At 71.9% G+C, this 26,015-nt stretch carries 22 protein-coding genes, 3 tRNA genes and 1 pseudogene; 11 read left to right on the forward strand and 15 right to left on the reverse strand.

The annotated features are described in order from the left end of the window. Nucleotides 1-52: 52 nt before the first annotated feature. The 3 genes from F9C41_RS32795 to F9C41_RS32805 all read right to left on the reverse strand — a co-directional run bounded on the left by F9C41_RS32795 (nucleotide 53) and on the right by F9C41_RS32805 (nucleotide 6,635). Complete coding sequence (locus F9C41_RS32795) at nucleotides 53-4,990, reverse strand: carbohydrate-binding protein (RefSeq protein ID WP_155390733.1); 4,938 nt, start codon at nucleotides 4,988-4,990, stop codon at nucleotides 53-55. Between the two features lie 65 nt (nucleotides 4,991-5,055). Further along, on the reverse strand, nucleotides 5,056-5,928 hold the full coding sequence (locus F9C41_RS32800; protein WP_155390734.1) for a cobalt transporter: 873 nt from the start codon (nucleotides 5,926-5,928) through the stop codon (nucleotides 5,056-5,058). After that, complete coding sequence (locus F9C41_RS32805) at nucleotides 5,925-6,635, reverse strand: hypothetical protein (RefSeq protein WP_155390735.1); 711 nt, start codon at nucleotides 6,633-6,635, stop codon at nucleotides 5,925-5,927. The genes F9C41_RS32800 and F9C41_RS32805 overlap by 4 nt, the downstream gene beginning before the upstream one ends. Before the next feature lie 294 nt (nucleotides 6,636-6,929). Between F9C41_RS32805 and F9C41_RS32810 the strand changes: the two genes are divergently transcribed. Then, the gene (locus F9C41_RS32810; protein WP_155390736.1) at nucleotides 6,930-8,213 is read left to right on the forward strand and encodes a hypothetical protein; all 1,284 of its coding nucleotides are present in this window, start codon (nucleotides 6,930-6,932) and stop codon (nucleotides 8,211-8,213) included. A gap of 19 nt (nucleotides 8,214-8,232) precedes the next feature. Beyond that, nucleotides 8,233-8,757, forward strand: a complete 525-nt coding sequence (locus F9C41_RS32815) for a pyridoxamine 5'-phosphate oxidase family protein (RefSeq protein WP_155390737.1) — start codon at nucleotides 8,233-8,235, stop codon at nucleotides 8,755-8,757. 103 nt (nucleotides 8,758-8,860) lie between these two features. On the opposite strand, the gene F9C41_RS32820 is transcribed toward F9C41_RS32815, so the two are convergent. Further along, nucleotides 8,861-8,936, reverse strand: a tRNA-Lys gene (locus F9C41_RS32820). Nucleotides 8,937-9,248: 312 nt separating this feature from the next. Here F9C41_RS32820 and F9C41_RS32825 point away from each other — a divergent pair. Together F9C41_RS32825 and F9C41_RS32830 are read left to right on the forward strand one after the other, a co-directional pair. Then, nucleotides 9,249-10,523 (forward strand): L,D-transpeptidase, encoded by a 1,275-nt coding sequence (locus tag F9C41_RS32825; protein ID WP_155390738.1) that lies wholly within the window; start codon nucleotides 9,249-9,251, stop codon nucleotides 10,521-10,523. A 128-nt stretch (nucleotides 10,524-10,651) separates the two neighbouring features. Beyond that, nucleotides 10,652-11,986 carry an Ig-like domain-containing protein gene (locus F9C41_RS32830; protein ID WP_155390739.1) on the forward strand — a complete coding sequence of 445 codons (1,335 nt, stop codon included), beginning with the start codon at nucleotides 10,652-10,654 and terminating at the stop codon, nucleotides 11,984-11,986. A 47-nt stretch (nucleotides 11,987-12,033) separates the two neighbouring features. Here the strand turns inward: F9C41_RS32830 and F9C41_RS32835 are convergent. Together F9C41_RS32835 and orn are read right to left on the reverse strand one after the other, a co-directional pair. Next, nucleotides 12,034-12,109 (reverse strand) — tRNA-His (locus tag F9C41_RS32835). 114 nt (nucleotides 12,110-12,223) lie between these two features. Then, nucleotides 12,224-12,829, reverse strand: a complete 606-nt coding sequence (gene orn / locus F9C41_RS32840; RefSeq protein WP_155390930.1) for an oligoribonuclease — start codon at nucleotides 12,827-12,829, stop codon at nucleotides 12,224-12,226. 105 nt (nucleotides 12,830-12,934) lie between these two features. Between orn and F9C41_RS32845 the strand changes: the two genes are divergently transcribed. Next, nucleotides 12,935-14,146: a glycosyltransferase 87 family protein gene (locus F9C41_RS32845; protein ID WP_155390740.1), complete on the forward strand. Its 1,212-nt coding sequence runs from the start codon at nucleotides 12,935-12,937 to the stop codon at nucleotides 14,144-14,146. Nucleotides 14,147-14,301: 155 nt separating this feature from the next. On the opposite strand, the gene F9C41_RS32850 is transcribed toward F9C41_RS32845, so the two are convergent. The 4 genes from F9C41_RS32850 to F9C41_RS32865 all read right to left on the reverse strand — a co-directional run bounded on the left by F9C41_RS32850 (nucleotide 14,302) and on the right by F9C41_RS32865 (nucleotide 18,815). After that, nucleotides 14,302-15,525 (reverse strand): hypothetical protein, encoded by a 1,224-nt coding sequence (locus F9C41_RS32850; protein ID WP_155390741.1) that lies wholly within the window; start codon nucleotides 15,523-15,525, stop codon nucleotides 14,302-14,304. 136 nt (nucleotides 15,526-15,661) lie between these two features. Next, nucleotides 15,662-16,363, reverse strand: coding sequence for a YcnI family copper-binding membrane protein (locus F9C41_RS32855; RefSeq protein WP_155390742.1), 702 nt, complete (start codon nucleotides 16,361-16,363; stop codon nucleotides 15,662-15,664). Between the two features lie 32 nt (nucleotides 16,364-16,395). Next, the gene (locus F9C41_RS32860; protein WP_155390743.1) at nucleotides 16,396-18,096 is read right to left on the reverse strand and encodes a copper resistance CopC/CopD family protein; all 1,701 of its coding nucleotides are present in this window, start codon (nucleotides 18,094-18,096) and stop codon (nucleotides 16,396-16,398) included. 68 nt (nucleotides 18,097-18,164) lie between these two features. Continuing rightward, a complete protein-coding gene (locus F9C41_RS32865) occupies nucleotides 18,165-18,815 on the reverse strand; it encodes a hypothetical protein (RefSeq protein WP_155390744.1) in 651 nt (216 codons plus the stop codon). 247 nt (nucleotides 18,816-19,062) lie between these two features. Between F9C41_RS32865 and F9C41_RS32870 the strand changes: the two genes are divergently transcribed. From F9C41_RS32870 to F9C41_RS32885, 4 genes are all read left to right on the forward strand, one after another. Further along, the gene (locus tag F9C41_RS32870) at nucleotides 19,063-19,710 is read left to right on the forward strand and encodes a sigma factor-like helix-turn-helix DNA-binding protein (RefSeq protein ID WP_155390931.1); all 648 of its coding nucleotides are present in this window, start codon (nucleotides 19,063-19,065) and stop codon (nucleotides 19,708-19,710) included. Nucleotides 19,711-19,743: 33 nt separating this feature from the next. Beyond that, nucleotides 19,744-20,313 (forward strand): DoxX family protein, encoded by a 570-nt coding sequence (locus tag F9C41_RS32875; RefSeq protein ID WP_155390745.1) that lies wholly within the window; start codon nucleotides 19,744-19,746, stop codon nucleotides 20,311-20,313. 99 nt (nucleotides 20,314-20,412) lie between these two features. Then, entirely contained in the window at nucleotides 20,413-21,147 is a 735-nt protein-coding gene (locus F9C41_RS32880) for a DsbA family protein (RefSeq protein WP_155390746.1), read from the forward strand. A 20-nt stretch (nucleotides 21,148-21,167) separates the two neighbouring features. Then, the gene (locus F9C41_RS32885; RefSeq protein ID WP_196280058.1) at nucleotides 21,168-22,265 is read left to right on the forward strand and encodes a hypothetical protein; all 1,098 of its coding nucleotides are present in this window, start codon (nucleotides 21,168-21,170) and stop codon (nucleotides 22,263-22,265) included. An 89-nt stretch (nucleotides 22,266-22,354) separates the two neighbouring features. Here the strand turns inward: F9C41_RS32885 and F9C41_RS32890 are convergent, their stop codons facing one another. The 4 genes and pseudogenes from F9C41_RS32890 to F9C41_RS41625 form a co-directional block, all read right to left on the reverse strand. Continuing rightward, the gene (locus tag F9C41_RS32890) at nucleotides 22,355-23,113 is read right to left on the reverse strand and encodes an energy-coupling factor ABC transporter ATP-binding protein (RefSeq protein ID WP_155390747.1); all 759 of its coding nucleotides are present in this window, start codon (nucleotides 23,111-23,113) and stop codon (nucleotides 22,355-22,357) included. Beyond that, nucleotides 23,110-23,880, reverse strand: coding sequence for a cobalt ECF transporter T component CbiQ (gene cbiQ, locus F9C41_RS32895; protein WP_155390748.1), 771 nt, complete (start codon nucleotides 23,878-23,880; stop codon nucleotides 23,110-23,112). The genes F9C41_RS32890 and cbiQ overlap by 4 nt, the downstream gene beginning before the upstream one ends. Before the next feature lie 2 nt (nucleotides 23,881-23,882). Then, nucleotides 23,883-24,245 (reverse strand): PDGLE domain-containing protein, encoded by a 363-nt coding sequence (locus tag F9C41_RS41620; RefSeq protein ID WP_407924761.1) that lies wholly within the window; start codon nucleotides 24,243-24,245, stop codon nucleotides 23,883-23,885. Nucleotides 24,246-24,263: 18 nt separating this feature from the next. Next, nucleotides 24,264-24,941, reverse strand: a pseudogene (locus F9C41_RS41625) (energy-coupling factor ABC transporter permease); the annotation flags it as partial. Nucleotides 24,942-25,048: 107 nt separating this feature from the next. Between F9C41_RS41625 and bcp the strand changes: the two are divergent. Together bcp and F9C41_RS32910 are read left to right on the forward strand one after the other, a co-directional pair. Further along, a complete protein-coding gene (bcp, locus tag F9C41_RS32905) occupies nucleotides 25,049-25,525 on the forward strand; it encodes a thioredoxin-dependent thiol peroxidase (RefSeq protein WP_155390749.1) in 477 nt (158 codons plus the stop codon). Nucleotides 25,526-25,594: 69 nt separating this feature from the next. After that, nucleotides 25,595-25,667: transfer RNA gene (locus F9C41_RS32910), tRNA-Leu, on the forward strand. Nucleotides 25,668-25,678: 11 nt separating this feature from the next. Here F9C41_RS32910 and F9C41_RS32915 read toward each other — a convergent pair. Beyond that, nucleotides 25,679-26,014: an MmcQ/YjbR family DNA-binding protein gene (locus F9C41_RS32915; protein WP_230690196.1), complete on the reverse strand. Its 336-nt coding sequence runs from the start codon at nucleotides 26,012-26,014 to the stop codon at nucleotides 25,679-25,681. Nucleotide 26,015 lies beyond the last annotated feature (1 nt).

Consider the following 26,015-nt stretch of genomic DNA (forward strand, 5'->3'; position numbering starts at 1 on the left):
GACACACGTCGGGCCGGGGCCGGCACGGCCCCGGCCCGACGTGTTCGACCCGCTACTTGATCAGCTTCCAGGGGCTGTTCGAGCCCGTGGCGGGAGCCTGGTTGCGGGTGTACCACTTCGCCTCGTAGACGTGGCCCTGGTACGACACCCGGTCGCCGGCGTTGTACACCGTCGTGGGCGTCCAGGCGGCGGGGCTGCCGTCGGCGGGCGGCGGAGCCTGCTCCTCCCAGGGTCCGTTCGGGTCGCCCGGGGCCTGGTTGCGGGAGTACCAGCGGGCGCGGAACTTCCTGTCCTGGTGGACCACGACGTCGCCGCCGTTGAAGATCCGTGACGCCGTCCAGATCGTGACGCCGTCCTCGGTCATGGCCAGTTCCTGCCACGGACCGTTCGCGTCGCCCGGCTTCTGGTTCTGCGCATACCAGGACGCCTTGTAGACCTTGCCCTGGTAGACGACCTTGTCACCCTCCTTGTACGCCTTCGACGCGACCCAGGCGGGCGGCAGGTTCACCGTCGCCGTGCCGCTGCCCTGCGCCGATTCAAGCTGGGCGTTGCCGACGAACGACGCGGTCAGCGTGTGGCTGCCCGCCGCCAGGCCCACCGGCAGGGTGAACGTCGCCGTGCCGTCGGTCGTCGTGACCGAGCCGCGCACCTTGTCGCCCTCACGCAGCTCCACGGTGCCCGCCACGGGCAGGCTGCCCGCGGCCACCTTGACCGTCACCTTCGCCGCCGTGCCCCAGTCCACCGGGGCCGAGGTCACGGTGGCCGCCGGCTTGCCCTTGCCGGTGCGGAACACCGCCGGCTGCGCCACGGCCACGCCGTCGTCGGCGCTGCGCGCCGAGACTATCCAGGCGTACGACGTCACCGGCGCGAGCCCCGACCAGGTCACCGTGGCCGTGCCGTTCGCGGCCACCTCGTCGGAGCCGATGACGCCGGTCGGCACGTACACCGCCAGGGAGTCGGTCGACAGCGACGTCTTGCGGCTGGTCAGGTCGACGGGCAGGGTCAGGTTGTCCTCCGCGCCGTTGTAGCGCGGCTTGGTCTGGCTGCCGTCGGCGCGGATGTCGAACTCGGTCGCCCCGAAGGTGTCGAGGAACGGCGAGTACGTGTCGATGTGCATCTCGGCGTTCTTGACGTCGAACTGCATCAGCCGCAGGAAGCTCGCGCCGAACTGCAGCCGGTCGGCCGCCTTGTGGTCGGTGGTGCCGTCGCCGTTGACGTCGATGTTCCCGCTCGCGTCGACCTTGTCGGGCCACAGGTCGCTCGCGGGCACCGTGTAGAACTGGTAGTCCGCCAGCAGCTCGACGACGTCGTGCGACACCGTCACGCCGACCTTCGACTTCAGGTTGATGCCCACGCCGTGCTCGTGGCCGGCGAGGATCAGGAACACGTTCGGGTTGTTCTCGACGACGCCCTTGTAGAGGGCGGAGCCGTCCGGGTCGGAGAACGCCGCCCCGCGGCCGTCCGCGTTGGCCGACGGCTTGAGGTAGTCGTGGGACAGCAGGATCCCGTTGCGGTCCTTGAACCGCTTGAAGATCGAATCAGCCCACCGCGCCTCGGCCGGGGTGACGCCGTAGGACAGGCCGACCGCGACGAAGTCGAGCCCGCCCGCGCTGAACAGCACATAGTTGTTCTGGTTGTCCCTACCCGGCGTGACCGTGCCGTCGGCGTTGGCCACCTCGTCCCACGCGTGGTACGACGCGCCCGCGGGCCAGCCCTTCGCCACCCCGTAGTACCGGTCGGCGCTGAACGTCTTGCTGAACCGGGAGTTCGACCCGGTCTCCGCGCCGAGCTGGTTGTCGTGGTTGCCCGCGATGACCTGGTTCACCACGCCGCCGTCGTCGAGGATCTTCTGGTAGCCCGACGAGACCGCCAGCTCCTTCTCGACCTGCTCGTGCAGGCCCGGCCGGAGCAGCGTGCCGTCGGCGTTCTTGGCCAGCGGGTCGTAGTAGTCGTTCTCGATGACGTCGCCGGTGTGCGCCGAGTACGCGATCTTGCGGCTCTTCGCATTGTCGGCGATCCACTGCGTCTCCGCGCGGTAGGCCGCCTGCCAGATGGCCTGCTCCTCCGCCGTCTCCACGTCCGACGGCTCGGCCTTGCCGTCCCAGTCGTCGTACGTGCCGCCGGCCGCGCCCTCGGTCAGGTACTGCGTGTCGGTGAAGTGCGAGATCGCGAAGTCGTACGTGCCCGCGTCCTCGAAGTGGTTCTTGTCGAGCGCCGCGGACGCGTCGCGCGGCGACAGGTCGTCGGCGAACGGGTCCTCACCGGTGACCAGCACGTGCACGGTCGTGCCGTCCCGGTAACCGGCGGCCAGCGGCGCGGTCAGCACCGTGCTGCGGGCGGCCTGCCCGCGGGAGCTGGTGAGCACCGTCCACCTGGCGGCGGCCGGGTCCCACACCCGCAGCGCGACGACCCGCTTCGGGTCGATCGTGCCCTCCCAGCGCAGCGTCGGAGACGCCGCGTTGTTCGCCACGGTCAGGTCGTAGCGCTGGAACACCACGTCCCGGCCGGACGGCGTGTCGACCGCCTGCCCGTCGAGCGGCCGCAGCGAGTCGACCTTCACCGCTCCGTCGTGGGCGACGTCGAGCGTGGTCGGCACGGTGACCGCCTCGCCCTGGTAGCCCGCGGTCGGCAGGACCACGTCGGCCTTGGTGAAGGTCGCCGTCAGCGGCACGCCCTGCTCGCCCGGGATCCGGGCGGACAGCCGCGCCGACGGCGCGTTGGGGTCGCCCACCGTCGCGGTGAGCTCCGCCGGCACGTCCGGGATGCTCGCGCTGGTGAAGCGGATCAGCCGGGTGCCCGTGTTGCCGAGCGCGTCGGTCGCCGTGACGGCGATCGTGTGCGCCCCGGCGGGCAGTCCGTGTCCGATCTCGTCGCCCTGCGCGACCGGCTTGCCGTCCAGGGTCATCACCGGGGTCCCGACGATGCCCGAGGCGTCCTTGACCTTGACGTTGAGCGCCACGGTCGCGACCAGCTTCTGGCCCTCGGCCGGCACGCTGCCGTCGATCTCCGGCGCGGTGTTGTCGACGGTGAACCGGCGGGTGGACGTCTTGCCCCCGACGACGGCCGTGATGGCGTGCCGCCCGTCGGCCAGCTTCGTCGTGTCGACGTCGGCCCGCCTGCCGAGCACCGGCAGCGCCGCGCCGTCGTTGGCGGTGACCTCGAACAGCATCGCCTTGACCAGCGCGCTGTTGAAGCTGCTGCCGCAGGTGCCGTCACCCATGTGCACGGTCACCGGCGAGCCCGCCGGGTAGGTCGCCGCACCGATGGTGACGGTGCTCTGCGCGAGCTGCCTGGTCAGCTGCGCTGCCTGCGCGCCCACCGGGGCGAGCGCGAAGTCGCGCAGCGTGAAGTCGTCGAAGTTGTCGCAGCCGCCCGGCTTCGCGCTGCCGTGGTCGCTGCCCGCGACGAACTCCAGCACGTTGACGCCCGGCACCAGCCACTCGTTCGGGAAGGCGACATCGGCCGTCTCCTTCTCCCACACCCCCAGGTCCAGCGGGATGCCGTTGATCAGAACCTTGTTGTCGTATCCGTTGTCGGTGCCGTTACCGCCGATGAACATCCGCAGGTGCGCGTCGCCGCCGCTGCCCAGGGTGCCGACGGTGCGCGCGGTCGGCGCGCCCGCGATGTCGAAGTGGAACTCGGCGTCCTTGTTCGGCCCGCACGTGCCGTCGCCCAGCGCCAGCGAGACGGCCGTCGTCTCGGCCTTCGTCTCCGTCGTCCCCGTGGTCGTCACCAGGTACGTCGTGCCGGCCGTGACCGTGCCCGGCAGGCTCAGCGCCAGCTTCGCCGAGCTCCGGGTCACCTTGAAGTCGTCGTGGTTGGCGCAGGTCGCGCCGTTGGCGGTGCCGTTGTAGTCACCCGTGCGCAGCTGGACGACGTTGTCGCCGGAGCGCAGGAACCGGGTCGGGAACCGCAGGCTGACGTCCTCGGCCCCGTACCCGCCGTAGTCGCCGCCGAGGTCGACGCGGTTGCCGTTGACCAGGACGAAGTTGTGGTACTTCGCCTCGGCCGAGTTGCCGGCCTCGATCGTCAGCCCGAGCGTCGCGGTGCCCCCGGCGAGGGTCTCCGGGTTCGCGGCCGGGACGTCGTCGATGGACAGCGACTCGACCGTGTCCCCGCTGCCGTTCGGCAGTGCCGCGATGACCAGCTGCGTGCCGCGGGCCAGCGCGCCGTCGGCGGGCGTCACGTTCGCCGCCCCCGCCGGAGCGTTGTTGACCTCCACGGTGACACTGCTCCGCGCACCCGACTCCGTCGTCGCCGCGACCGTGTGCGTGCCGTTCGACAGCTTCGTCGTGTCGAGGTCGGCGCGCAGGCCCGCGGTGCTGCCCGGCTCGCCGGACACGACGAACGTCAGCGGCTGGCTCAGCAGGCGCTTCGAGGTGCCGCAGGTGCCGTCACCGAAGCTGTAGCTGAACGCGTTCTGCTCGCCGTCGGCCACCACCCCGAGCAGGCCCAGGCCGATGCTGCTCAGCGCGAAGTCGTCGTAGTTCGGGCAGCGCAGGCCCTCCCCGTACGGCAGCTGCTCCACGCCGACCGCGGTCGTGCTCGTGGTGTCGACCCAGTTCGCGCCCGCCTTGACGGTGATCGTGTTGGTCCCGGCCTGCAACCACGAGCCCGGGAAGTCCAGCGTGCCGCGCGTGCCGCCGGCGACGTCCGGGATGAAGACCCGGTCGGCGTCCGCGGTGTGCCCGTTGACGACGACATAGTTGTGGTAGCGGGCCTCGGTGCCGTTGCCGCCCATGTCGAAGCTCAGGTGTGCGGTGCCGGCGGTCTGCGCGGCGGTGACGGCCGCGCCGTCGACCGTGAGGGAGACGACCGAGTCACCCTCGGTGGTCGGCCCCGCGTTGACGCCCACGGTGCCTTCGAGGGTCTGGCCTTCCCGCAGGTCGAGGGTCGGTCCGTTGCTCTGCGCCGACGCCGGCGAACCGTCGGCGGCCACCGCGGTGACGATCGCGGTGCCCGCACCGGCGACGAGCGCTAGGGCGAGCACCGGCCCGAGTAAGCGCGGGTGCCTCCGTCCCAGTCGGAAACGGTGGATCATGAGGGGGTGTCTCCTTAGGTGACATTCGTGAGCTGCACCGCTGCGACAGCGGTGACACCGACGCCGAACAAGGTGATGCCGGCGGCGGCGAGAACAGGGGCCACCCGGGTGGCGAGATGAAGCAGGCCGCTCGACCGCGAGCCGCGTACGACCAGGGACCCGCCCGCGACGGCCAGCACGCCGACCCCGAACAGCACCACGGCCATGCCGATGCCGAACGTCATCACCAGCAGCAGCGCGAACCCGGGCCGCCCGATGAACAACCCGGTCACCAGCACGAGAAACGCCGCCGGAGACGGGGTGAGCCCACCGGAGATCCCGAGCAGCACCAACCCGGGCCGCTTGCCCGAGCCGCCCCCGTGGGTGTGTCCGTGTCCGTGCGAGTGGTCGTGCGTGTGGTCTGTGCTGAGTGCGAAGCCATGGGCGTGCGTGGAATCGAGTTCGGCACCGTGCGCGCTGTCGACGCCGTGCGAGTGAAGGTGGGTGTGGGTGTGGCTGTGCGATCCGGCGTGTCCGCGGACGTGCCGGCGCACCAGGGCGAGGCCCGTGGCCAGCACGATCAGCCCGGCGAGCAGTTGCAGCCAGCTGGTCAGCTCCGCCATGCCCAAGACGTCCGAGAGGGACAGGAACGTCCAGGCCAGGCCGATGACGAGGACCGAGACGGTGTGCATGACGGCGACCGAACCGCCGAGCCAGGCGGCGTCGCGGATCCGGCCGCGCGACCCGATGAGGTATGCCGCGGCCAGGCTCTTGCCGTGCCCCGGCGCCACCGCGTGCGCCGCGCCCGCCACGAACGCGAGCCCGAACGCCAGCGGCGGCACGCCCGGCGCGTGGATGAGGTTCTGCAACTGGTCCGTGATGGACGCGGCCGGTGCGGCGGCCGTCATGCGGCCACCCGCCGTCGACGGTTTGCGCGGCGGACCAGCGCCAGTCCGCCGACCACGACGAGCAGCACGCCGCCGAGCACGGCGCCGATCTGGACGGCGGCGCTGCGGCCCAGGTCCGCAACCGCCGGCGGAGGAGCGTCACCGAGCACCCAGTCGTGCGAGGGCTGGTCGGCGCCGTACACCGCGCGGGTTCCGCCGGGACCGCTCGCCATGGTGCGGTAGGCCGGGTTGAGGTCGGTCAGCGTCCGCACCGCGACCGCGACCGTGCCGACCGGCCCGGGGCAGGTGTAGTCGATGGTCACGCCGGTCCGCGCCAGGTCGCCCGGGGGTAGGACGGCGCCCGCGCAGGCCCGGCCGCCGCTGTCGACCGTGATCTGCTTCAGCAGGTAGGCGGTGAGCTCGCCGGACGGCCCGATCGTCGCCGCGTCCTCCTCGTGGAAGAAGACCGCGCCGTCGAGCATGACCCGGTCCTGCGGCAGCAGGCCGAGCGCGACCCCGAGCAGGGTCAGGTCGTCGACGCCGCCGACCTTCCAGCGCACGTGCACGACCTCGGGGCGGACCGCGTCGGGCGCGATGGCGACGGTCTGCGGGTCCCCGAACGGGTGCGCTCCCGCCGGGGCGGCCGGGACCAGCACGGTCGCGGCGAGCGCCACCAGCGCGAGGACGATCGACGTGCCGCGGCACGGTCGATGTGCGTAGGGAGACAAGGACGACGCTCCGGTTCCTGGGTTGCGTCACGCCGAGGACGCGACCAGCCGAGGACTCTGCCGAGCCTTCGCGAACTCACCGAGTGGTCTCGGTGATCAGCGGGGATTGCCCGCGTGAACAGTAAGTTGATCAATTACTGGGCGAGAGCGAGCGGGCGCACCCCGTCACGGGCATGCGCTCGAGCCGAGGGACAGCCGCCGCTCCCTCGGACGCGTTAACCTCGCCGCAGGCGATTCATTCCGGTCGGTGCCCTGGTGGCAGCGTGCCGTTTCCTTCACGGGGAGCGCGGGGAGATGTTCGGAATATCGGCTTTCGGCGGTCCGGCCCACGCCGTCGGCAGGCTGCGCTCCCCCTCCGCGCGGGCCCGCCTGCTCCTGTTGCTGCTCGCCGCCGCCGCCCTGTCCGGCCTGCTCTGGGTCGTTCGCTGGGAAAGTGTCGACAGGCACGCCTACCCCGACACCTACTGGTACGCCCGGCAGGCCGCGATGATCGGCGGGACGCCGGAGGCCGACGCCGAGCGCTTCGCCGCCGAGCTGGTCTGCCGCCAGCGCATGCCGTCCCCGACCCGGGGCCAGGACTGCCTGCCCGGCACCAGGCAGTGGGCATCCGGGCTGCCGCCTCGATACCAGCGGATCTTCACCACCCGTCCCGGCTACTCGCTGGTGGCGGCACCGTTCGTGCAGGCGTTCGGCGAGCGCGGGCTGATCGCGGCCACCGCGCTGCTGGCCGTCCTCGCGGGAGTGCTGGCCGCCCTGGCCGTGCGGCTGCTCGGCGGCGGGCCGATCAGCTCGCTGTTCGCCACCCTGCTGCTGTTCCTGCTGCCGACCGGGTTCTGGCTGTCCCGCCTGCTCGGCGAGGCCGGCGCCACCGCCTTCGCGCTGGCCGCGCTGTGCGCCGCCATACCGCTGCTGCGCCCCGGCTCGACGGCGGCCACCCGCCGCCTCACCGCCATCGGGATGCTGATCGCGCTACTGGCGACCGCGACGACCAAGCCGGCCACCGGGCTGCTGCTGTCGCTGGCGCTGACCGTGACGGGGGCGGGCCTGGTCCTGTGGCACCGGCGGCGGGACGGCTGGGACGCGGGCCTGCTGCTGTTCACCGCGGCCGCCGGCACCGCCACAGCGGTATGGCTGGCGCTGAGCGCGGCGCTGCACATCCCCGGCGCGTCGGAGACCCTCCAGGACAAGTTCACCATGCACTTCACCCAGCCCGACGTGCCCGACCCGTGGACCCGGCTGGCCCAGCTCAACCGGGAGTTCTGGCCGGCCCGGCTCAACGAGTGGTGGAGCGGCGGCGCGCCGTCCGCGGCGTCCACGGTGCTCGCCGCGCTGGTGATCGGATACGCGGCGCTGTTCCGTGCGCTGCCCGCACGCATGGCGCTGGTCTGGGCCGCGGCCGGGGCCACCGGCCTGCTCATCCTGATCGCCCACCCGATCGCGCCGGAAGTCGACCGACTGGTGCTGATCATCTGGCTGCCGGTGGCGGTCGGCGTGGCGATGCTGATGAGCGGCCGCAGACCGGAGACCGCCCTGGACCCGACGCCGGAGGCGCCTGCCGGACCACCTGAGTCGGCCTGACGCCGGATACCGTGGCACGGTGCGCGAAACGACGGAAGACCTGGTCGAACTCCAGGCCCTGCTCCACGCCTCCCTGTCCCGCTCCACCTCGCATCTCCGCTCGATCATCAACGCGGAACGCACGCTGACCGCGGAACAGCTCACCCAGGTCCTCACCGGCATGTGCACGCTCGCGCTGTCCACGGTGACGGCGAAGGGCGAGCCGCGGATCAGCGGTGTGGACGGGCACTTCCTGCATGGAAAGTGGCACTTCGGCACGGCGCGCACCGCCGCCAAGGCCCGCCATCTGGCCGCCCGGCCCGCCGTCAGCGCCGCACACCTGCGCGGTGAGGACCTGGGCGTGTTCACGCACGGCCAGGTGGAGATCCTCAACCCGAAGCAGGGCGAGCCGGCCGCGGACTGGCCGGAACTGCTCGCCTACTTCAAGGACTTCTACGGCGCCGACGCCTTCGACTGGGACGACGAGGTCGTCTACTACCGGCTGCATCCCCACTGGATGACCGTGTACGCCCCGGACTTCGAGAAGCTCACGGCCACGTCCTGATCGCGCTCGGAACGTGGCCGTGGGTCGCCACGCTGCTCGACATCCGCGCGTACTGGCCGGAGCTGCCAAAAGCCCCATCTGACCAGGTCAGATGGGGCTTTGTTGGTGCGCCGCCAGGGACTTGAACCCCGAACCCGCGGATTAAGAGTCCGCTGCTCTGCCAATTGAGCTAGCGGCGCTCGTTGGCAACGGAGAGAACCTTAGCATGACGATCCGGGGGTTCTCCAATCGGTTAGCGCACTCGCAGCCCGCACCGCTAAATCCCGACAAAGCGCCCGCCACAACGCCCCATACCCCCACACAACGGCACCCGCGCCGGTCACCGAATTCCGACCACAGAGCGTCACAACGGGCCGGTGTGAGCACGCTCACTCGAAGATCATCGCGCGGCGCGCCCGTATCCCGAGATTCCGTCGGAACCGCCCACACGTCGCACCCGCCTGCGGCAGTATGTGAACCGGGACATAACGGTTGTAACGGGTAGGTGGCTCATGGGTGCTCTCCGCAGGTTCGGCCTCGCCGCGGCAACGGCCGTGGTTCTCGTACCGCTCACCTCCTGCGACATCGGCGATCCCGCCGGTGTCGCACCAGGTGCCGCGCCTGCGCCGGCCCCGCCCGCGCAGACGCTGGAGCTCACGCCGGCCGCCGAGCAGAAGGATCTGCCGGTCAGCACCGAGATCGGCATCAGCGTCGCGAACGCCGGTGTCCGCTCGGTGGCCCTGGCCGACGCGAAGGGCCGGCTGATCCCGGGCCGGATGCGGCCGGGCGGCACGTCCTGGGTGCCTGACCGGCCGCTGGAGTACAAGGGCCGCTACTCGGTCACCGTGACGGCCACCGACGGGCGGCGGGCGATCACGAAGTCGACCTCGTTCAGCACGATGGCGGAGCCGCAGCGGCAGGTCTTCACGGGCATGTACCTGTTCGACGGCAACACCTACGGCGTGGCGATGCCGGTCGTGGTGGAGTTCTCCGAGCAGATCCCGGAGTCGGCGCGGGCGCAGGTGGAGTCGCGGCTGTTCGTGACGACCACGCCGGCGCAGCCGGGGGTGTGGCACTGGATGAGCGGGCGGCAGGTGACCTATCGGGCGCCGGAGTACTGGAAGCCGGGCACGGTGCTCAGTGTGCGGGCGGCGCTGAAGGGTCTGCCGATGGGCGAGGGCCGGTTCGGCGACGACGACCGGAAGGCCACCGCGAAGATCGCGGACGAGAAGCTGGAGCTGATCGTCAAGAACTCGAACAAGCACATCGAGGTCTTCCGCAACGGCAAGAAGGTCAAGTCGATGCCGGTGAGCCTGGGCAAGGCGAGCACGCCGTCCTCCTCCGGCACCATGGTGATCATGGACAAGCAGGAGTCCACCATCTTCGACACCACCGGCGAGCCGGGTGATCAGTACCGGGTGGCGATCCAGTACGCGCAGCGGCTGACCTGGGGTGGCGAGTTCATCCACTCGGCCCCGTGGAGCGTCGGCGACCAGGGCAACCGCAACGTGTCGCACGGCTGCCTGAACGTCTCGTACGGCAACGCGGTGTGGCTGTTCCAGAACACGCATGTGGGCGACCCGGTGACGGTCAAGGGCACGGGGGTGAAGCTGGAGCGCGGGAACGGCTTCACCGCGTGGGACCTGAGCTGGAAGGAGTTCGTCAAGGGCAGCGCCCTGCCGGTTCCGCAGGAGTTGCTGGAGCCGGTGCCGGCGGTGGCGCCCTCGCCTTCGCCGAGCGTCAGCCCCGCTGCGGTGACCCCGTCCCCGTCGGATCCGACAAACTAGTCCGTTTTATCCTCTGATGTAACGGTGTGCAGCCTCACTGGATGCAACCAAGTCCTCAGCGTGAGCGTCGTTGAGGCAGTATGGACAGGCGCATCGCGCGTACACCCCTCGATCTTGGTGAGGAGCCTATGCCCACCCCCGATCTCCCGACCCCCATGTCCATGACCCGGCGGCGCGCGCTCACCGCGCTCGGCCTTGCCGGCGCGGGTGTCGCCGGAGTGGCCGGCCTGGCTGCCTGCACGGGCGACAAGTCCCCGGTCTGGAACGGCGCGAACGGCGACGGCGACAAGCCGGTCGAGACGCCGCCGAAGGCGACCGTCACGATCAGCGGCCCGGCTGCCGACGCCAAGGACGTGCCGGCCAGCGCGGAGCTGGTGTTCGCCGCGACCGAGGCCGTGACCACCGCGGTCTCGCTGAAGGACGCCAACGGCGTCGAGGTGCAGGGTGCCATGCACCCCGACGGCGCGGGCTGGCTGCCGGAGAAGGCACTGGCCTTCGGCACGGTCTACACCGCGACGGTGACCGCGACCGGCGACGACGGCAAGCCCGCCACCGCGACCGCCACGTTCACCACCATGGCCCAGCCGACCAAGCTGGTCGGGATCAGCAGCTTCCTGGCCGACAACGCCGTCGTCGGCGTCGGCATGGTGCTGATCTTCAGGACCAGCCGGGACATCGCGAAGGCCGACCGGGCCGTGGTCCAGCGGCGCCTGATGGTGCAGACCGAGCCGTTCCACGAAGGCATCTGGACCTGGTACACCGCTCGTGAGCTGCACTGGCGGCCGAAGACGTTCTGGAAGGCCGGCACGACGATCTCCGTCGACGTGCGGGCCGGCGGCCTGCCGATGGGCGGCGGCTACTACGGCCGCCGCAACTCGACGCTGGTCTGCAAGGTCGGGCCGGACCTGCAGCTGGTGGTCGACGACAAGACCCACAAGATGACGGTGCACCAGGACGGCAAGGTCATCAAGACGATCCCGGTCAGCCTGGGCCGTCCCAGCATGCCGTCCTCCAGCGGCACGATGATCATCATGGAGAAGAAGCGGAACACCGTCTTCGACACGATGGACGCCCCGAACCCGGCCAACCGCTACCGCACCCCGGTGGAGTACGCCCAGCGGATGACCTGGGGCGGCGAGTTCATCCACGCCGCACCGTGGTCGGTGCAGAACCAGGGCCGCACCAACGTGTCGCACGGCTGCGTGAACGTGTCCATGGCCAACGCCGCCTGGCTGTTCGCCAACACCCTGATCGGCACGCCGATCACCACCAAGGGCACGCCCCGCAGACTCGACTACGGCAACGGCTGGACCGACTGGGACAAGACCTGGGAGCAGTACGTGAAGGGCAGCGCCATTCCGTACGCCCCGCCGGCCGAGCCCACGCCCGACCCGTCGACGGCGCCGTCCACCGGCCCGTCCGGCACCCCCTCCGCGGGCCCCTCGGGCACACCGAGCGCCTGACGAGCAGCAGAAAGCCCCGGCGGGATTCCCGCCGGGGCTTTCTCGTATGGGGTGATCGACGGGACTTGAACCCGCGACCCCCGGGACCACAACCCGGTGCTCTACCAGCTGAGCTACGACCACCATCGCATCACCGACGACCTCGCGGCCGCGGCGACTGACCAATGATAGCGGTATCCCCCGGCATCACGTCGAGCGGGTATCGCTGTGTCCCCCACTACTCAGGGCAGCAGCATCTCAGGGCAGCAGCATCGTCGCCGCGATGCGCTTGGCCTCGTCGACGTCCGGACCGGGCTGCGGCACGAAGATCGCCTCGCGGTAGTAGCGCAGCTCGCGGATGCTCTCCCGGATGTCGGCCAGGGCCCGGTGGGCCAGCCCCTTCTCCGGCTGGCCGAAGTACACCCGGGGGTACCAGCGACGGCACAGCTCCTTGACCGACGACACGTCGATCATGCGGTAGTGCAGGTGCGTGTCGAGACGGGGCATGTCCCGGACGATGAAGCCCCGGTCGGTGGCGATCGAGTTGCCGCACAGCGGTGCGGTGCGCGGCTCGGTGACGTACTTGGCGACGTACTCCAGCACCATGTCCTCGGCCTGCTCGACGGTGACCGTGGACCGGCGCACCGCCTCGGTCAGGCCCGATTTCTCGTGCATCTGCTTCACCACGTCGACCATGCCGTCCAGGGCGGCGTCGTCGGTGTGGATCACGACGTCCACCCCGTCGCCCAGCACGTTCAGGTTGGCATCGGTGACCAGGGCCGCTACCTCGATCAAGGCGTCGCTACCCAGGTTCAGGCCGGTCATCTCACAGTCGATCCATACCAGATGGTCGGCGCTTCGCAGATCTCCCACCGGCACAGCGTACGCCGTAAGCACGCACTGTCAGTGCCGCCACCGTCGCGCCGGGGCCATGCCCCGGTGACCCGCCCGGCGGATAGGGTGGCGACCATGTCCGAGGTCCGCACCCGCGACCCGCTCGTGCGGGTGCTCACCGTGCTCACCGTGCTCACGCTGGCCGCCGTCGCCTTCTGGCGGCTGCGCGTGGAGCACGACTTCTTCGACCTGAAGATCTACATGTCCGCGGTGAACTGGTGGGGCGACGGCCACGACCTGTACGACTACGCCCAGCCCGACCGGGTGCAGGGCGCGCTGTACTTCACCTACCCGCCGTTCGCGGCGCTGCTGCTGTTCCCGTTCGGCCTGCTGCCGCTGGGCGTGACCCAGGCGCTGTTCACGCTGGGCACCGTCGCCGCCGTGGTGGTCACCACCTACTGGCTGGTGGCCCCGCTGGCCCGCCGGCAGGGGTGGCCGGCCTGGTACGCGGTGGGCATCGGCGCGCCGCTGGTGCTGGCCATCGAGCCGCTGCGGGAGACCATCACGTTCGGCCAGATCAACATGCTGCTGATTCTGCTGATCATGATGGACCTGCTGGTGCTCGGGCCGCGCGGCTCGAAGTGGACCGGCGTCGGCATCGGCGTGGCCACCGCGCTGAAGCTGATCCCCGGCCTGTTCATCGTGTACCTGCTGGTCACCCGCCAGTGGCGGGCGGCGTTCACGGCGATGGGCGCGGCCGCGGGTGTGACCCTGCTGGCCGCCGCGATCGCGCCGCGGGCCTCGTGGGACTTCTGGACCTCGGCGCTGTGGGACACCGCCCGGGTGGGCCGCCTCGACTACACCGGCAACCAGTCGCTGCAGGGCCTGCTGGCCCGGTTCGTCGCGCCGGAGCAGCCCGCGAAGTGGCTCTGGCTGCTGCTGGCCGTGGTGGTGCTGGGGTTCGGCATGTGGCGGGCGGCGCGGGCGGGCCTGGCCGGGGACGCGGTGACCGGGCTGGCGCTGACCGGACTCGTCTCGGGGCTGATCAGCCCGATCACCTGGCCGCACCACCTGTACTGGTTCGTGCCCGCGATCGTGACCCTGCTCGTCGCCGCGCAGCGGGCGGGTGACGGCCGCCGGTGGGGCTGGCTCGCCTTCGCGGCCGGGACGTACGCCGTCGGCGTGATCGGCGTGGTCTCGGTGGTGGACTGGGGCGTGGCCGCGGTGCCTACCGACACCGTGGGACTTTTCCTGGCCCGCAACGCCTACGTCCTGCTCAGCCTGGTGCTGCTGGTCTTCCTGCCGATCAATCGCCCAGGGGATTATCCCACGTCAAGAGCTATTTAGCCAGTCTTGTCCGTTCTGACGGCTTTGCCGTAACGTGAACGGCAGGGACAACGTCTCCCCCGGGACAGGTCCCCAAGTGGTGACACCGTTCCCCCGGTGAGAGCGGCCCGTACGCCGGTACGTGCGGGCCGCTCGACTTGTCTGCCGCAACCCCGTCAGGCCCGCTGCCGCGGGCGGTCCAGCCGCAGCGCGCACGCGGGCCGGGTCAGCCACTCCCGCACGAACTCCTCGGTGACCACTTCCCGGACCGGCTCGGTCGCTGGCAGCGTGCCGCGCGGCGGCGGCCACGGCAGCTCAGGCGCGGCGACGGTGCGCATCGCGGGCACGACCGGTGCGGTGGCGACGCCGAATGTGCCGACGGCGGACAGCGTGTCGGCGGCCAGCGTGTCAGCGAGCATCGTGTCGCCGAGCGCGGCGTCGTCGGGCCCGGCGCCGGACCTGGCGGGCACCGTCGCGGCCTGCAGGCAGGTCACGATCGGCGCGGCGGTCGGGCCGGTGTACGGCGCGCCCGCCCAGGGGACGGTCAGCGGCGCGCGTTCGGCCCGCTCGCCGCCCTGCGCGACGCGTACGCCCGGCTCGTCCGCGTGCGGCGCACGCTGCTCGGGGGCCGGCGGCAGGGTGACCTCGGTGTCCCCGGACAGCACCGGCCGGGTGTCGGTGGACAGCAGCGCGGTCAGCGCGCCGTCTTCCGTGTCGGCCGCCTGTTCGCGGGTCCGGGCCGGCCAGGCCAGCGTCACGAAGGCCAGGATCAGCAGCACCATGCCGAGGATGAGCAGACCCCACGAGGCCGAGCCGAGCCAGCTCGCGCCGAGCGCCACGTCCAGGGTCGCCGCGTCCGACGGCAGCGCGGGCCCGCCGCCTGCCGGGGTGTCCCGCAGCACCACGACCAGGGCCAGGTGCTGTCCCCGGTCCAGTTGCGGATTCCAGGACAGCGAGCCCAGTCCCTGCCGCAGCCAGAACTCCTGGGACAGCGGGTCGCGCGGGTCACGGCCGGGCGCGTCCATCCGGTTGGTGCGCAGCACCACCGGCCCCGTCCCGACGACGGTCTGCGCCACCTCGGTGTACCGGATGCCCGCCAGGTATGCGGCCACCTCGTCGGGTGCGGCGACGCCGATGAACGCGGGCGTGTTCGCCGAGCTCGCCGACAGGCGCACCGTGGTCGCACCGATCCGCGCGTACGGCACGTCGCGTTGCAGCAGCGCGTCCAGGTCCGGCACCACCAGCACCCGGTTGGGGTCCTTCGGCGGGGCGATCGCGGCGTGGAACGCCCCGTCGGGGCTGTCGTGGCGGGCCAGCCAGGCCGCACCGCCGCCGGCGGCGAGCGCGGGCACCGCCACGAGCAGGGCCAGCAGGCCGACGAGAACACGAACAGCGCGCATCGGGTGTCCTCCCAGGGCTCGCCGGTGGGACGGCGAGGCTCTCCGCGCGCCGGTGATCGAGGCGCGCTCTCCCGGGACAACGCGGCCGGGCACCCGGCAGATGCGGGCACCCGGCCGATGACGACCGTGCGGATGACTAGCGCGCGGGCTCCTTGCGGGTGCGCGCCAGCGCCACTCCGGCGAGGATCAGCGCGAGCAGTCCGGCGATCAGACCGGCCACGCCGAGCCAGTCCGTGCCGCTGCTCTTGGTGTCGCCGACGGCGAGGGTGTTGTCCGTCGCCGGGGTCGCCTGCGCGCCTGCCGCCGCGGGCAGCAGCGTCAGCACCGGGGCCGGGCTCTCCGGCTCCGCGCCGTCATTGGCGGGCGGGTCGATCCAGCGCACCACCGCCCCGTCGGAGTAGGTCTGCAGCGTCTTGAAGACCATCTTGTCGACCTTGGGCAGCGGGCCCAGGGACACCGGGAACTCCTGGAACTGGCCGGGTTTGACCGCCGCGTCGGGCGAGTTCGCGGTCCAGGTCAGCGTGGAGACGACCTCGCTGACCGGGCTGCCGTGCACCTCGATCGGCGTGGCCAGCTTGCGCTTGGCCACGGCCACCGTCCAGCCGGGCACCGGCATCGTGGTGACCGACGCGACCGGGGCGTCCTCCGGCAGATACACCTCGATCTTGGTGGTGTTCGTGTCGTCGGACTCGTTCGGCACCCGGAACGCCACGCGGGCGTAGCCGCCCTGCACGGCCTCCTTCGGGTTGACCGTGACGTGGGCCGACGCGGGCACGGCGACGGCCAGCAGACCGAGCACCGTCACCGCGACCACACCGAAACGGCGCGTCATCTTCATGCCTGGACCTTTCGTACGGCTCGTTCAGAGCGCTATGAGATCGGCACCGTCGCGGTGACCGAATCCTGATCGATCTCGGAGAGGCGAAGGGTGAAGCGCAGCTGCCAGTCCCCGGGCGTGGGCAGGGTGACCTGCCCGCTGGCATGGTTGTCGGTGAGCTGGAGCATCGGGAACGTGATCGGCTCGATGCCCGCCGACGGCAGCGCCGCGGTGGCCTTCCACTCCACCACCGGCAGCGGCGAGCCGTCGGCCTTGTACGCGTACAGGTGCACCGCGTTGTCGCCGAGCTTGGCCGGGTCGACCTCCACCTGCAGCGTGTACAACGAGCTGGTCAGCGTCGAGGAGTAGATGACCGGCTGGGCGGGCAGCTGGGCGGTCTCCTGCGCGGTGCGGGCCGGGGTGGTCTGCGTCAGCGCGCCGGTCACCGCCAGCACCACGGCCGCGATGGCCAGCTCGGTGGTGACGACGCGGCGCAGCGGGCGCGGGTTTTCGGCGGCCCCGTTGTTCGTCCACCGCCGGGCGAAGAACGCCGCCACCAGGATCAGGCCCACCAGCACGATCTTGGCGATCATGAGCTGGCCGTACGTCGTGTCGATCAGCGCTCGCGGCGTGCCGATCTGGATCAGCCCGGACACCACGCCGGCCAGCAGCACGGTCGACACGGCCAGCGCCGCCCAGCGCGACCAGATCGGCAGGATCGCGCCCAGCTCGCGGTTGTCGGCCTGGCGCAGCAGGAACAGCGCCAGCATGAGCAGCCCGCCCAGCCAGACGGCCGCCCCGGCCAGGTGCAGCGCGTCGACGACCACGGACACGGCGGGCACTGGCGAGGCGGCCGGGTGCCCGGCCAGCGGCCAGGTCAGCGCCGCCCCGGCGGCGACCGCGAGCAGCAGCACCCGGTCCACGATCCCGTCGCGCCCGGCCAGCAGCGGGCGCACCAGGAACGCGGCCACCGCCAGCAGCGCCAGCCGCACCAGCAGCGCCATGCCGTACTGGCTGCCCAGCACGTCGCCGAGGTCGCTGCCGGTGACCCCGGTCAGGCTGCTGCCGGTCGAATACGGGGCCTGCAGGTACAGGCCCACGAGGGTGGCGAGGGCGACCACGCCGAACCCGGTCCACATGACCCGGCGTGGGCCGCGCTGGCTGAGCCGGGCCGGCCACAGCAGCGTCAGCACCAGCACCGGACCGACCAGCAGCACCAGTCCGGCGTATCCGATCGCCTTGCCGATCGCGATCAGGTTGCGGATCGTGGTGTCGACCTTCTCCTCCGGCAGCGCCGCCGGGGTGGCCGAGGGCGCGCCGACCGAGAACGTGAAGCCGCCCGGGATCGGGTGGCTGTCCGCCGAGATCACCCGATAGCTGACCAGGTACGTGCCGCGCGGGGCGTCCTCGCGCAGGCCGATGCTCAGCACGTTGCCCTCGACCGTGGGCTTGCCGCGGTCGGCCCGCTGCCCGTCCGGCCCGATGATCCGGATCTTGTCGGCGACCGGCGACACCGGTTCGCTGAACGTCAGCGTCACGTCCCGGGGCGCCTCGGGCACCACCGACCCGGCGGGCGGGCTGGTGCGCAGCAGCGCCGCGTGCGCGTACGCCGGCGACCCCGGCAGCAGCGTCAACGCCAGGAACGCCACCACCGCCAGCAGCCCCCGCACCCTCGCCCGCCGCGCCCGCGCGCCTCGCGCGCCGTCGGTGATCGCCGGACTTGCCTGGCATACGTGCGTATCTTGACCACTCATTCGCACACCTGCCGGGCAAGTCGAGTGATCATGGGGCGCGTGCGCGCGGAGGGGCGCAGTCATGTGACTCACGGGGCGACCGTAACGGGGCGGGCGGGTTCGCGCGAGACGGTGGTGGCGCGGCTGAGCGCCCACAGGAGTCCGGCCTGCACGAGCGCCGCGGCGTGGCCGATCTCGTGGGCCAGCGCGGTCACGCCCTCGGCGACGTCGAAGGCACTGGTCATGATCAGGCAGGCGGCGAGCACGAAGGCCACCGGCACGAACGCGCGGGCGCGTTCCGGTCGCCACGCGGCCAGCGCGAAACCGACCGCGAGCGCGATGTCGAACGAGGCCGCCTCCCGGCCGGTGTGCAGCCCGCCGCCGCCCGCGAACAGCGCCGGCAGCGCCAGCAGCATCTGGATCACGGCGGTCGTGCCGAGCGCGACGCGCAGGATCTGCCGCCGCCCCTCGGCCTGCCGCCGGGCGGCCCGGGCCGCGCCGTCCCGCTCGGCCGCGACCGCGGCGAGGATCGGGGCGGTCAGGTCGGGCACCGCGACCGCCTGCACCCGCACCGCGCGGGTGAGCTGCTCGGCAGCCCGTGACCAGGTGCGGCAGTCGGCGCACCCGGCCAGGTGCCCGTCGAGCGCGTCCGGCGCGAGCCCGGCCTGCGCAGCCCAGGCCTCGGCCTCGCCGTCCAGCCGCGCGGACAGCCCGACCCGCACCTCGTCGCAGTTCGTCATGGGCGGGTAGTCGCCGCGTGCCGCGGTTCAGTTCCCGCCGGTGTCCCAGGACACGCGTGTCGTCACCGCCCGGAGTGAGCCCGACCGGCGGTTAGGCTTGCTCCCCGTGCCCCCCGTGCCACGAGACGACACGCTCCCGGACGACGGTGTCCCCGTCGCCCGCGATGGCGGGCGCGCGCAGCCGACCCCGCCGACGCTGGCCCAGCAGCCGTCGGGCAGTGGACCTGCGGCATCGCGCTCCGTCGAGATGGTCGCGGGCTTGCCGGCCCCGCGGCGCGGCCACGGCCTGCCGGCCGAGCTGCCGGCCAGCGCCGTCGACCCGGCCAGCGCCCTCGACCGAGCCAGCGCCGTCGACCCGGGCAGCGCCGTCGACCCGGGCACCGAATGGGCACTCGCCGCCCGCACCGGTGATCCCGTCGCGCAGGCCGCGTTCGTCCGGTCCACCCAGGCCGAGGTGTGGCGGTTCGTCGCCGCGCTGGTCGACCCCGGCAGCGCGGACGACCTCACCCAGGAGACCTACCTGCGGGCGTTCCGGGCACTGCCCGCGTTCGAGGGCCGCTCGACGGTGCGCACCTGGCTGCTCGGCATCGCCCGGCGCACCTGCGCCGACCATCTGCGTACGGTGGTAAGGCAGCGCCGGCTGGGCGTGCGCCTGGCCGCACAGGCGCTGACGAGCGGGCCGCACCCGGATCCGGCGGGCCAGGTCGGGGCGGCGCAGTTGCTCGACCGGCTGTCGCCGGAGCGCCGGGAGGCGTTCGTGCTGACCCAGCTGCTGGGGTTGTCGTACGAGCAGGCGGCGGCGGTGCAGGAGGTGCCGGTCGGCACGATCCGGTCCCGGGTCGCGCGCGCCCGCGCCGAACTGGTGGACGACGTCGTTAGCGCCTTAGCCGCCTGAGGCGGCCGCACGCGGGGGCCAAGGAGGAACACGATGGACGAGCGCACCGGCTGGCACAGGGCCCAGCCGTGGGTCAGCCTGCTGGTCAGGCTCGGCCTGGCCGGGATCTTCCTGGTCGCGGGCGGGCTCAAGGTCACCGACCTGGCCGCCAACGGCCGCGCCGTGAACGCGTACCAGATCATGTCGTATGACGCCGCGATGGTCGTCGGCGCGATCCAGCCCTTCGTGGAGATCGTCGTCGGCCTGCTGCTCCTGGTGGGCCTCGCCACCCGGCTGGCCGCGTGGCTCTCGGCGGGCATGATGGTCGCCTTCATCGCGGGCATCAGCTCGGCCTGGGCCCGTGGCCTGAACATCGACTGCGGGTGCTTCAGCAAGGGCGGCCAGCTGCCGCCCGGGGTGACGCCCAACTATCTTCCGGAGATCTTCCGGGATGTGGCCTTCCTCGCGATGGCCATCTTTTTGATCATCTACCCGGTCAGCCGTTTCTCCCTCGACGCACGACTGGATCGACCGTTCTCCGCCGGGCTGCCGGCGGATGACGACGTGCTGGAGGAAGACAGTGAATCGAGCGAGCACACCGCCCCCCGCCGCGAGCGGGCCTGAGCAGGGCGCTGCGGCGGTGCGGGCCATGAGCGAGCGTAGCGAGCGAATCAGCAAGCTCAGTGCAGCGCCTGCACGCGACGAGCGCAGCGAGGAGCGGGCATGAGCAGCCGTAAGGATCAGAACGCGGCTGCCCGGATGGTCCGGGACCAGATCGCCAAGGAGCAGCGCCGCAAGCGCACCATGTGGATCTCCATCGCGGCGGTGGCCGCGCTGGTCATCGCCGGCCTGATCGGCTGGGGCATCTACGCGGGCTCCAAGACGACGGACTTCACCGCCCCGAAGGGGGCCAACGCCGCCGGCAACGGCATCGCCACCGGCAGCGGGCCGGTCGTCGTCGACGAGTACGTCGACTTCCTCTGCCCGCACTGCAAGAGCTTCCACGACGAGGCCGGACCCTCGGTCGCGCAGCTCGCCGCCGACGGCAAGATCACCCTGGTGACGCACCCGGTGGCGTACCTCGACGGCGCGTCCACCAACCGGTACTCCACCCGCTCGTCGGCCGCCTCCGGCTGCGCCGCCGAGTTCGGCAAGTTCACCGAGTTCTCGAACGTGCTGTTCGACAACCAGCCCGCCGAGGGCGGGGCCGGACCCACCGACGACGATCTGATCGTGCTCGGCCGGCAGGCCGGGCTCGGCGACGACTTCGCGCAGTGCGTACGCGACAAGCGTTTCCTCACCTGGACCAACCACGTCAGCGAGGAGGCCGGCCGCGCCGGCGTCACCGGCACCCCGACCGTCCTGGTCAACGGCAAGCCCACCCAGGCCAACGCGGCGCAGATCGCCGCCGCGGTCGCCGCCGCCACCGGCGCCAACCCGTCCGCGAGCACCAGCTGACATGAGCTGAGCAGGAGCAGATGACACCCCTCACGGCACAGCGGGTGGGCGCGGTCCTCGGGACCGCGCTCACCCTGCTGCTCACCCTCGCCACCCCCGCCGCCGCGCACGGGGCCGACGCCCCCGACGCCACGAACTACCGCACCGCCATCACCGGCACGCCTGACCTGCCCGGCCTCGAAGTGATCACGATCGAGGCGGGCGCGCGGCTGCAACTGACCAACCACAGCGGCAAGCCGGTCGAGGTGCTCGGCTACAACAACGAGCCCTACCTGGAGGTACGCCCCGACGGGGTGTACGAAAACATCCACTCCCCCGCCACGTACCTGAACATCACCATCGCGCACGTCGACCCGCCCGCGCACGCCGACCCGACGGTGCCCCCGGAGTGGCGCAAGGTCAGCGACGAGCCCGTGTACCGCTGGCACGACCAGCGCGCCATCTGGACCGACCCGGCCGAGCCGCCCGCCGTCGCCGCCGCGCCCGGCCAGCCCCACCGCATCCGCGAGTGGACCGTGCCGATGCGCACCGAGGTGACCCCGCTGCAGGTCACCGGCACGCTCGACTGGGTCCCGCCGCCGAACCCGGTGACCTGGTGGATCGCCGCCGTCGCCGGCGCGCTCGCCATCGCCCTGCTCGGCCTGGTACGCGGCCGCCCCCGCGCGATCACCGTCGCGCTCTCCGTCGCCGCGATCGCCGCGGGCGTCCTGGCCCTCGCCTACGCGGTCGCGCGCGAGATCGACGCGGGCAACCACAGCATCGGCCCGATCCTGCTCGAACTGCTCACTGTCCAGCTGTGGGCCGTGGTCAGCGCCCTGGCCGCGATCGCCGCGGGGGCGTACTCGCTGACCCGCCGCGCCGCGGGCGACTTCGCGCTGGCGCTCGGCGCGGCCGCGGTCGGCCTGTTCGCGGGCATGGTCAACGCGGCGGTCTTCCACCGCTCCATCGCCCCGGTCCCGTGGGGCGACACCGCGGCCCGGATCGCCGTCGCCACCGTGATCGCCCTCGGCGTCGGCGTCGCCGCCGCCGGCATGCTCCGCCTCCGCGGCACCACTTCGGGCACCCCCACCCCGACCGAGTCCCCCACGGACACGGCCACCGAACCATCCCACCCCTGATAGACATTGGCCTATCTGGATGAAAAATCAGCGATCGAACTCATCCAGATAGGCCAACGTCTATTAAAACGGGTCGTGGCGACGCCGGCTCAGGACACCGGGACGGCGAAGCCGTACGGGAGTTCCAGGCGGTGGCGGGCCAGCAGGTCGGCGTCGGCCAGCAGCTCCCGGGTCGGCCCGTCGGCCACGATGCGGCCGTCGTCCAGGATCACCGAGCGCGCGCACAGCTGCAGCGCGTACGGCAGGTCGTGGGTGACCATCAGCAGCGTCACGTCCAGCCCCAGCACGATCTCCGCGAGTTCCCGCCGCGCCTGCGGGTCCAGGTTGGACGACGGCTCGTCCATGACCAGCAGATCGGGCCGCATCGCCAACACCGTCGCGACGGCGACGCGGCGGCGCTGGCCCAGCGACAGGTGATGCGGGGCGCGGTCCTTGACGTCGCTCATGCCGACCGCGGCCAGCGCCTCGTCCACCCGCGCGGCCAGCTCGGCCCCCCGCAGACCCAGGTTCGCCGGCCCGAACGCGACGTCCTCGGCGACGGTCGGCAGGAACAGCTGGTCGTCGGGGTCCTGGAAGACCAGCCCGACGCGGCGGCGGATCTCGGCGAGGCCGGGCCGGTCCTTCGGGTCGACGGTGCGGTCGCCGACCGACACCGTGCCGGACGAGCCGGTCAGGCCGGATGCGGGCAGGATGCCGTTGAGGTGCAGCACCAGCGTGGTCTTGCCGGCGCCGTTCGGGCCGAGCAGGGCGACCCGCTCGCCGGGCGCGATGCCCAGGCTCACGCCGTGCAGCGCCTGGTGGCCGTCGGGATAGGCGTAACGCACGTCGTCGAGCAGCAGTGCGGTCATACCAGGAACCTATCCGTCAGCAGGACCATGACGGCGAGCGCGGGCACCGCGGCCCCGACCGCCCACTGCCGGGCGGTGGCGACGCTGCCCTCGTGCAGCGCGGCGGGCAGCCGCCCGGTGTAGCCGCGCGAGCGCATGGCCAGGAAGACCCGCTCGCCGCGCTCGAACGCGCGCAGGAACAGGGTGCCCAGCCCGGCCGCGAAGCCGCGCAGCTGCCACAGGAAGCGCGGATCGTCGAGCCGGGACAGCCGGGCGATCCGCATGCGCCGCGCCTCGTCGGCGAGCACGTCGAGGTAGCGGAGCATGAACAGGGCGATCTGGGTGATCGCCTGCGGGGTGCGCAGCCGGTCCAGGCCGACCAGCACGTCGCGGGCCGGGGTGGTGCCGGCCAGCAGCAGCGCGATGAGCACGCCGAGCGTGCCCTTGACCAGGATGTTCCAGCCCGCCCACAGCCCTTCGACGGCGACCGACAGCCCGAGCACGTCGGTGCGGGGCCCGGCGGCGAAGAACGGCAGCAGCACGGCGGTCGCCACGAACGGCAGCTCGATCAGGCTGCGCCGGGCCAGCCACCCGGCGGGGATCCGGGCCAGCACCGCGAGCACCGCCACGATCACGGCGTACGCCCCGAAGGCGGGCAGCAGCTCGCGCGGCGTCGCCACCACCACGATCGTGAACAGCACCGAGACCGCGATCTTGACCTCGGGCGCGAGGTGGTGCACGGGCGAGTGCCCGTGCACGTACATCGGATGGGTGTGCCCGGCGCCCACGGCTACTTCTCCGCGGGTACGGCGACCGGGGTCGGCTCGCTCGCCGCGGACCCGGTGTCCGCGTGCCGGCGGCGGCGCACCGACCAGAAGATCGCCAGGCCGATCGCGAAGGTCAGCGCGACGCCGATGAGCCCGGCCAGGCCGGTCGCGTTGTCGATGCCCTTGATGCCGTAGTCGGCCAGGAACGAGCCGCCGAGTTCGTGGTCGGCCGCGCGCTGCGCGATACAGCTGCCGCCGGTGATCACCCCGTCGGCGTCGACCGTGCAGCCCTCCAACGTGGTCGCGTCGAGGCCGTCCGGGGAGCCCGAGGCCAGGTAACTGGCTCCGCCGGCCAGGACCGCGGCGACGGCCAGGCCGCCGAGCACGAAGACCCTGGTGGGTACGCCGCCGGTCGCGGGCCGTTCCAGGCGCGCCCCGCGCAGCGCGTACACCAGGTCGGGGCGCACCTTGGCCACGGTGGTGACCGTGACGGCCGCGATCAGGCCCTCACCGATGCCGATCAGCGCGTGCACACCGGCCATGGTCGCCGAGATCTGCCCGTAGCCGATGGTCAGCGGCACCTCGCCGCCGAGCACGAACTGCAGCACGAAGCCCTGCGAGGCGAGCACCACGGAGACGATCGAGGCGAGGAACACGGCCAGGCCGACGCCCGCCGCCGTGCGCGGCAGCAGCTTCAGCAGGCCGACCAGCACCAGGTAGCCGACGGCGGTGCCGAGCAGCGCCATGTTGGAGATGTTGAGGCCCAGCGCGCTGATGCCGCCGTCGGCGAAGACCAGCGCCTGCACGATCAGGACGACCGAGACGCACAGCGCGCCGACCCACGGGCCGACCAGCGCGGCCGCCAGCGCGCCGCCCAGCAGGTGCCCGCTGACGCCGGGCAGCACGGGGAAGTTGAGCATCTGCACCGCGAAGATGAACGCGGCCACCAGGCCCGCCATGGGCGCCAGCCGGTCGTTGAGGTCCTGGCGCGCCCGGCCCAGGCACAGGACCAGCAGCCCGACGGCCACCACGCCGTAGGCGAGCGAGACCGGCCCGCCGATGATGCCGTTGGAGATGTGCATCGCGATATTCACTCAGCCAGACTAAGGTTGTTGCAAAAGACTTGCAATAAGCTGCGTCGGTCCCGCCCTCACCTGCGGCGTCCGACGGCACGGATAGGGTGTCCGGTGTGACGGAGAACGTACGACTCGCGCCCGGCGACGCCGCCCCCGACTTCAGCCTGCCGACCGCCGACGGCGGCACGCTCAGCCTGTCCGACCTGCGCGGCAAGAAGGTCGTCCTGTACGCCTACCCGGCCGCGATGACCCCCGGCTGCACCACCCAGGCCTGCGACTTCCGCGACTCGCTCGCCTCGCTCACCGCCAAGGGGTACGCCGTCGTCGGCATCTCCCCCGACGCGCCCGCGAAGCTGGCCAAGTTCGTCGAGCGCGACGCGATCACCTTCCCGCTCGTCAGCGACCAGGACAAGTCGGTCCTCGTCAGCTACGGCGCGTACGGCGAGAAGAAGAACTACGGCAAGGTCGTGCAGGGCGTCATCCGGTCCACCTTCGTCATCGACGAGAAGGGCCTGATCGAGCACGCCTTCTACAACGTCAAGGCCACCGGCCACGTCGCCAAACTCCGCCGCGACCTCAAGATCGACTGAAATCGCCTAGCCTGCATCACGATCGTCGGCGAGGATGAGCGAGAATACGGCGGGCAGCTGATGCCCCCTGGGGCCGTAGCCCAACGGCAGAGGCACGCGGTTTAGGTCCGCGCCAGTGCGGGTTCGAATCCCGCCGGCCCTACTCACTCCCGCTCAGCTCGGCCCGAGCCCGCGCAGGTGCTCGGCGGCGACGCGTTTGGGCACGCACATGCGCCAGGCGTCGACGATCAGCTCGCGCATCTCGTCGGAGTCGAGCGCGGCCATCCGCGCCTGCACCCAGTGGTAGCGCAGGTCGGACGTACGCGGCAGGAAGAACTTGTCCGGCTCGGCCGCCACCAGCGCGTCGCGGGCCTCCTTCGGATAACCGAAGCCCAGCTCCGTCTCGTCGGCGGAGAAGGCGGCGAACACGATCCGTCCCACCCGGAACTTGACCCGGTCGCGCACCAGCGCCTCGTACGCCCTCGGCAGCGACAGCGCGACCTGTCGCACC

The organism is Catellatospora paridis (genome assembly GCF_009720365.1).
GTDB lineage: Bacteria > Actinomycetota > Actinomycetes > Mycobacteriales > Micromonosporaceae > Catellatospora > Catellatospora paridis.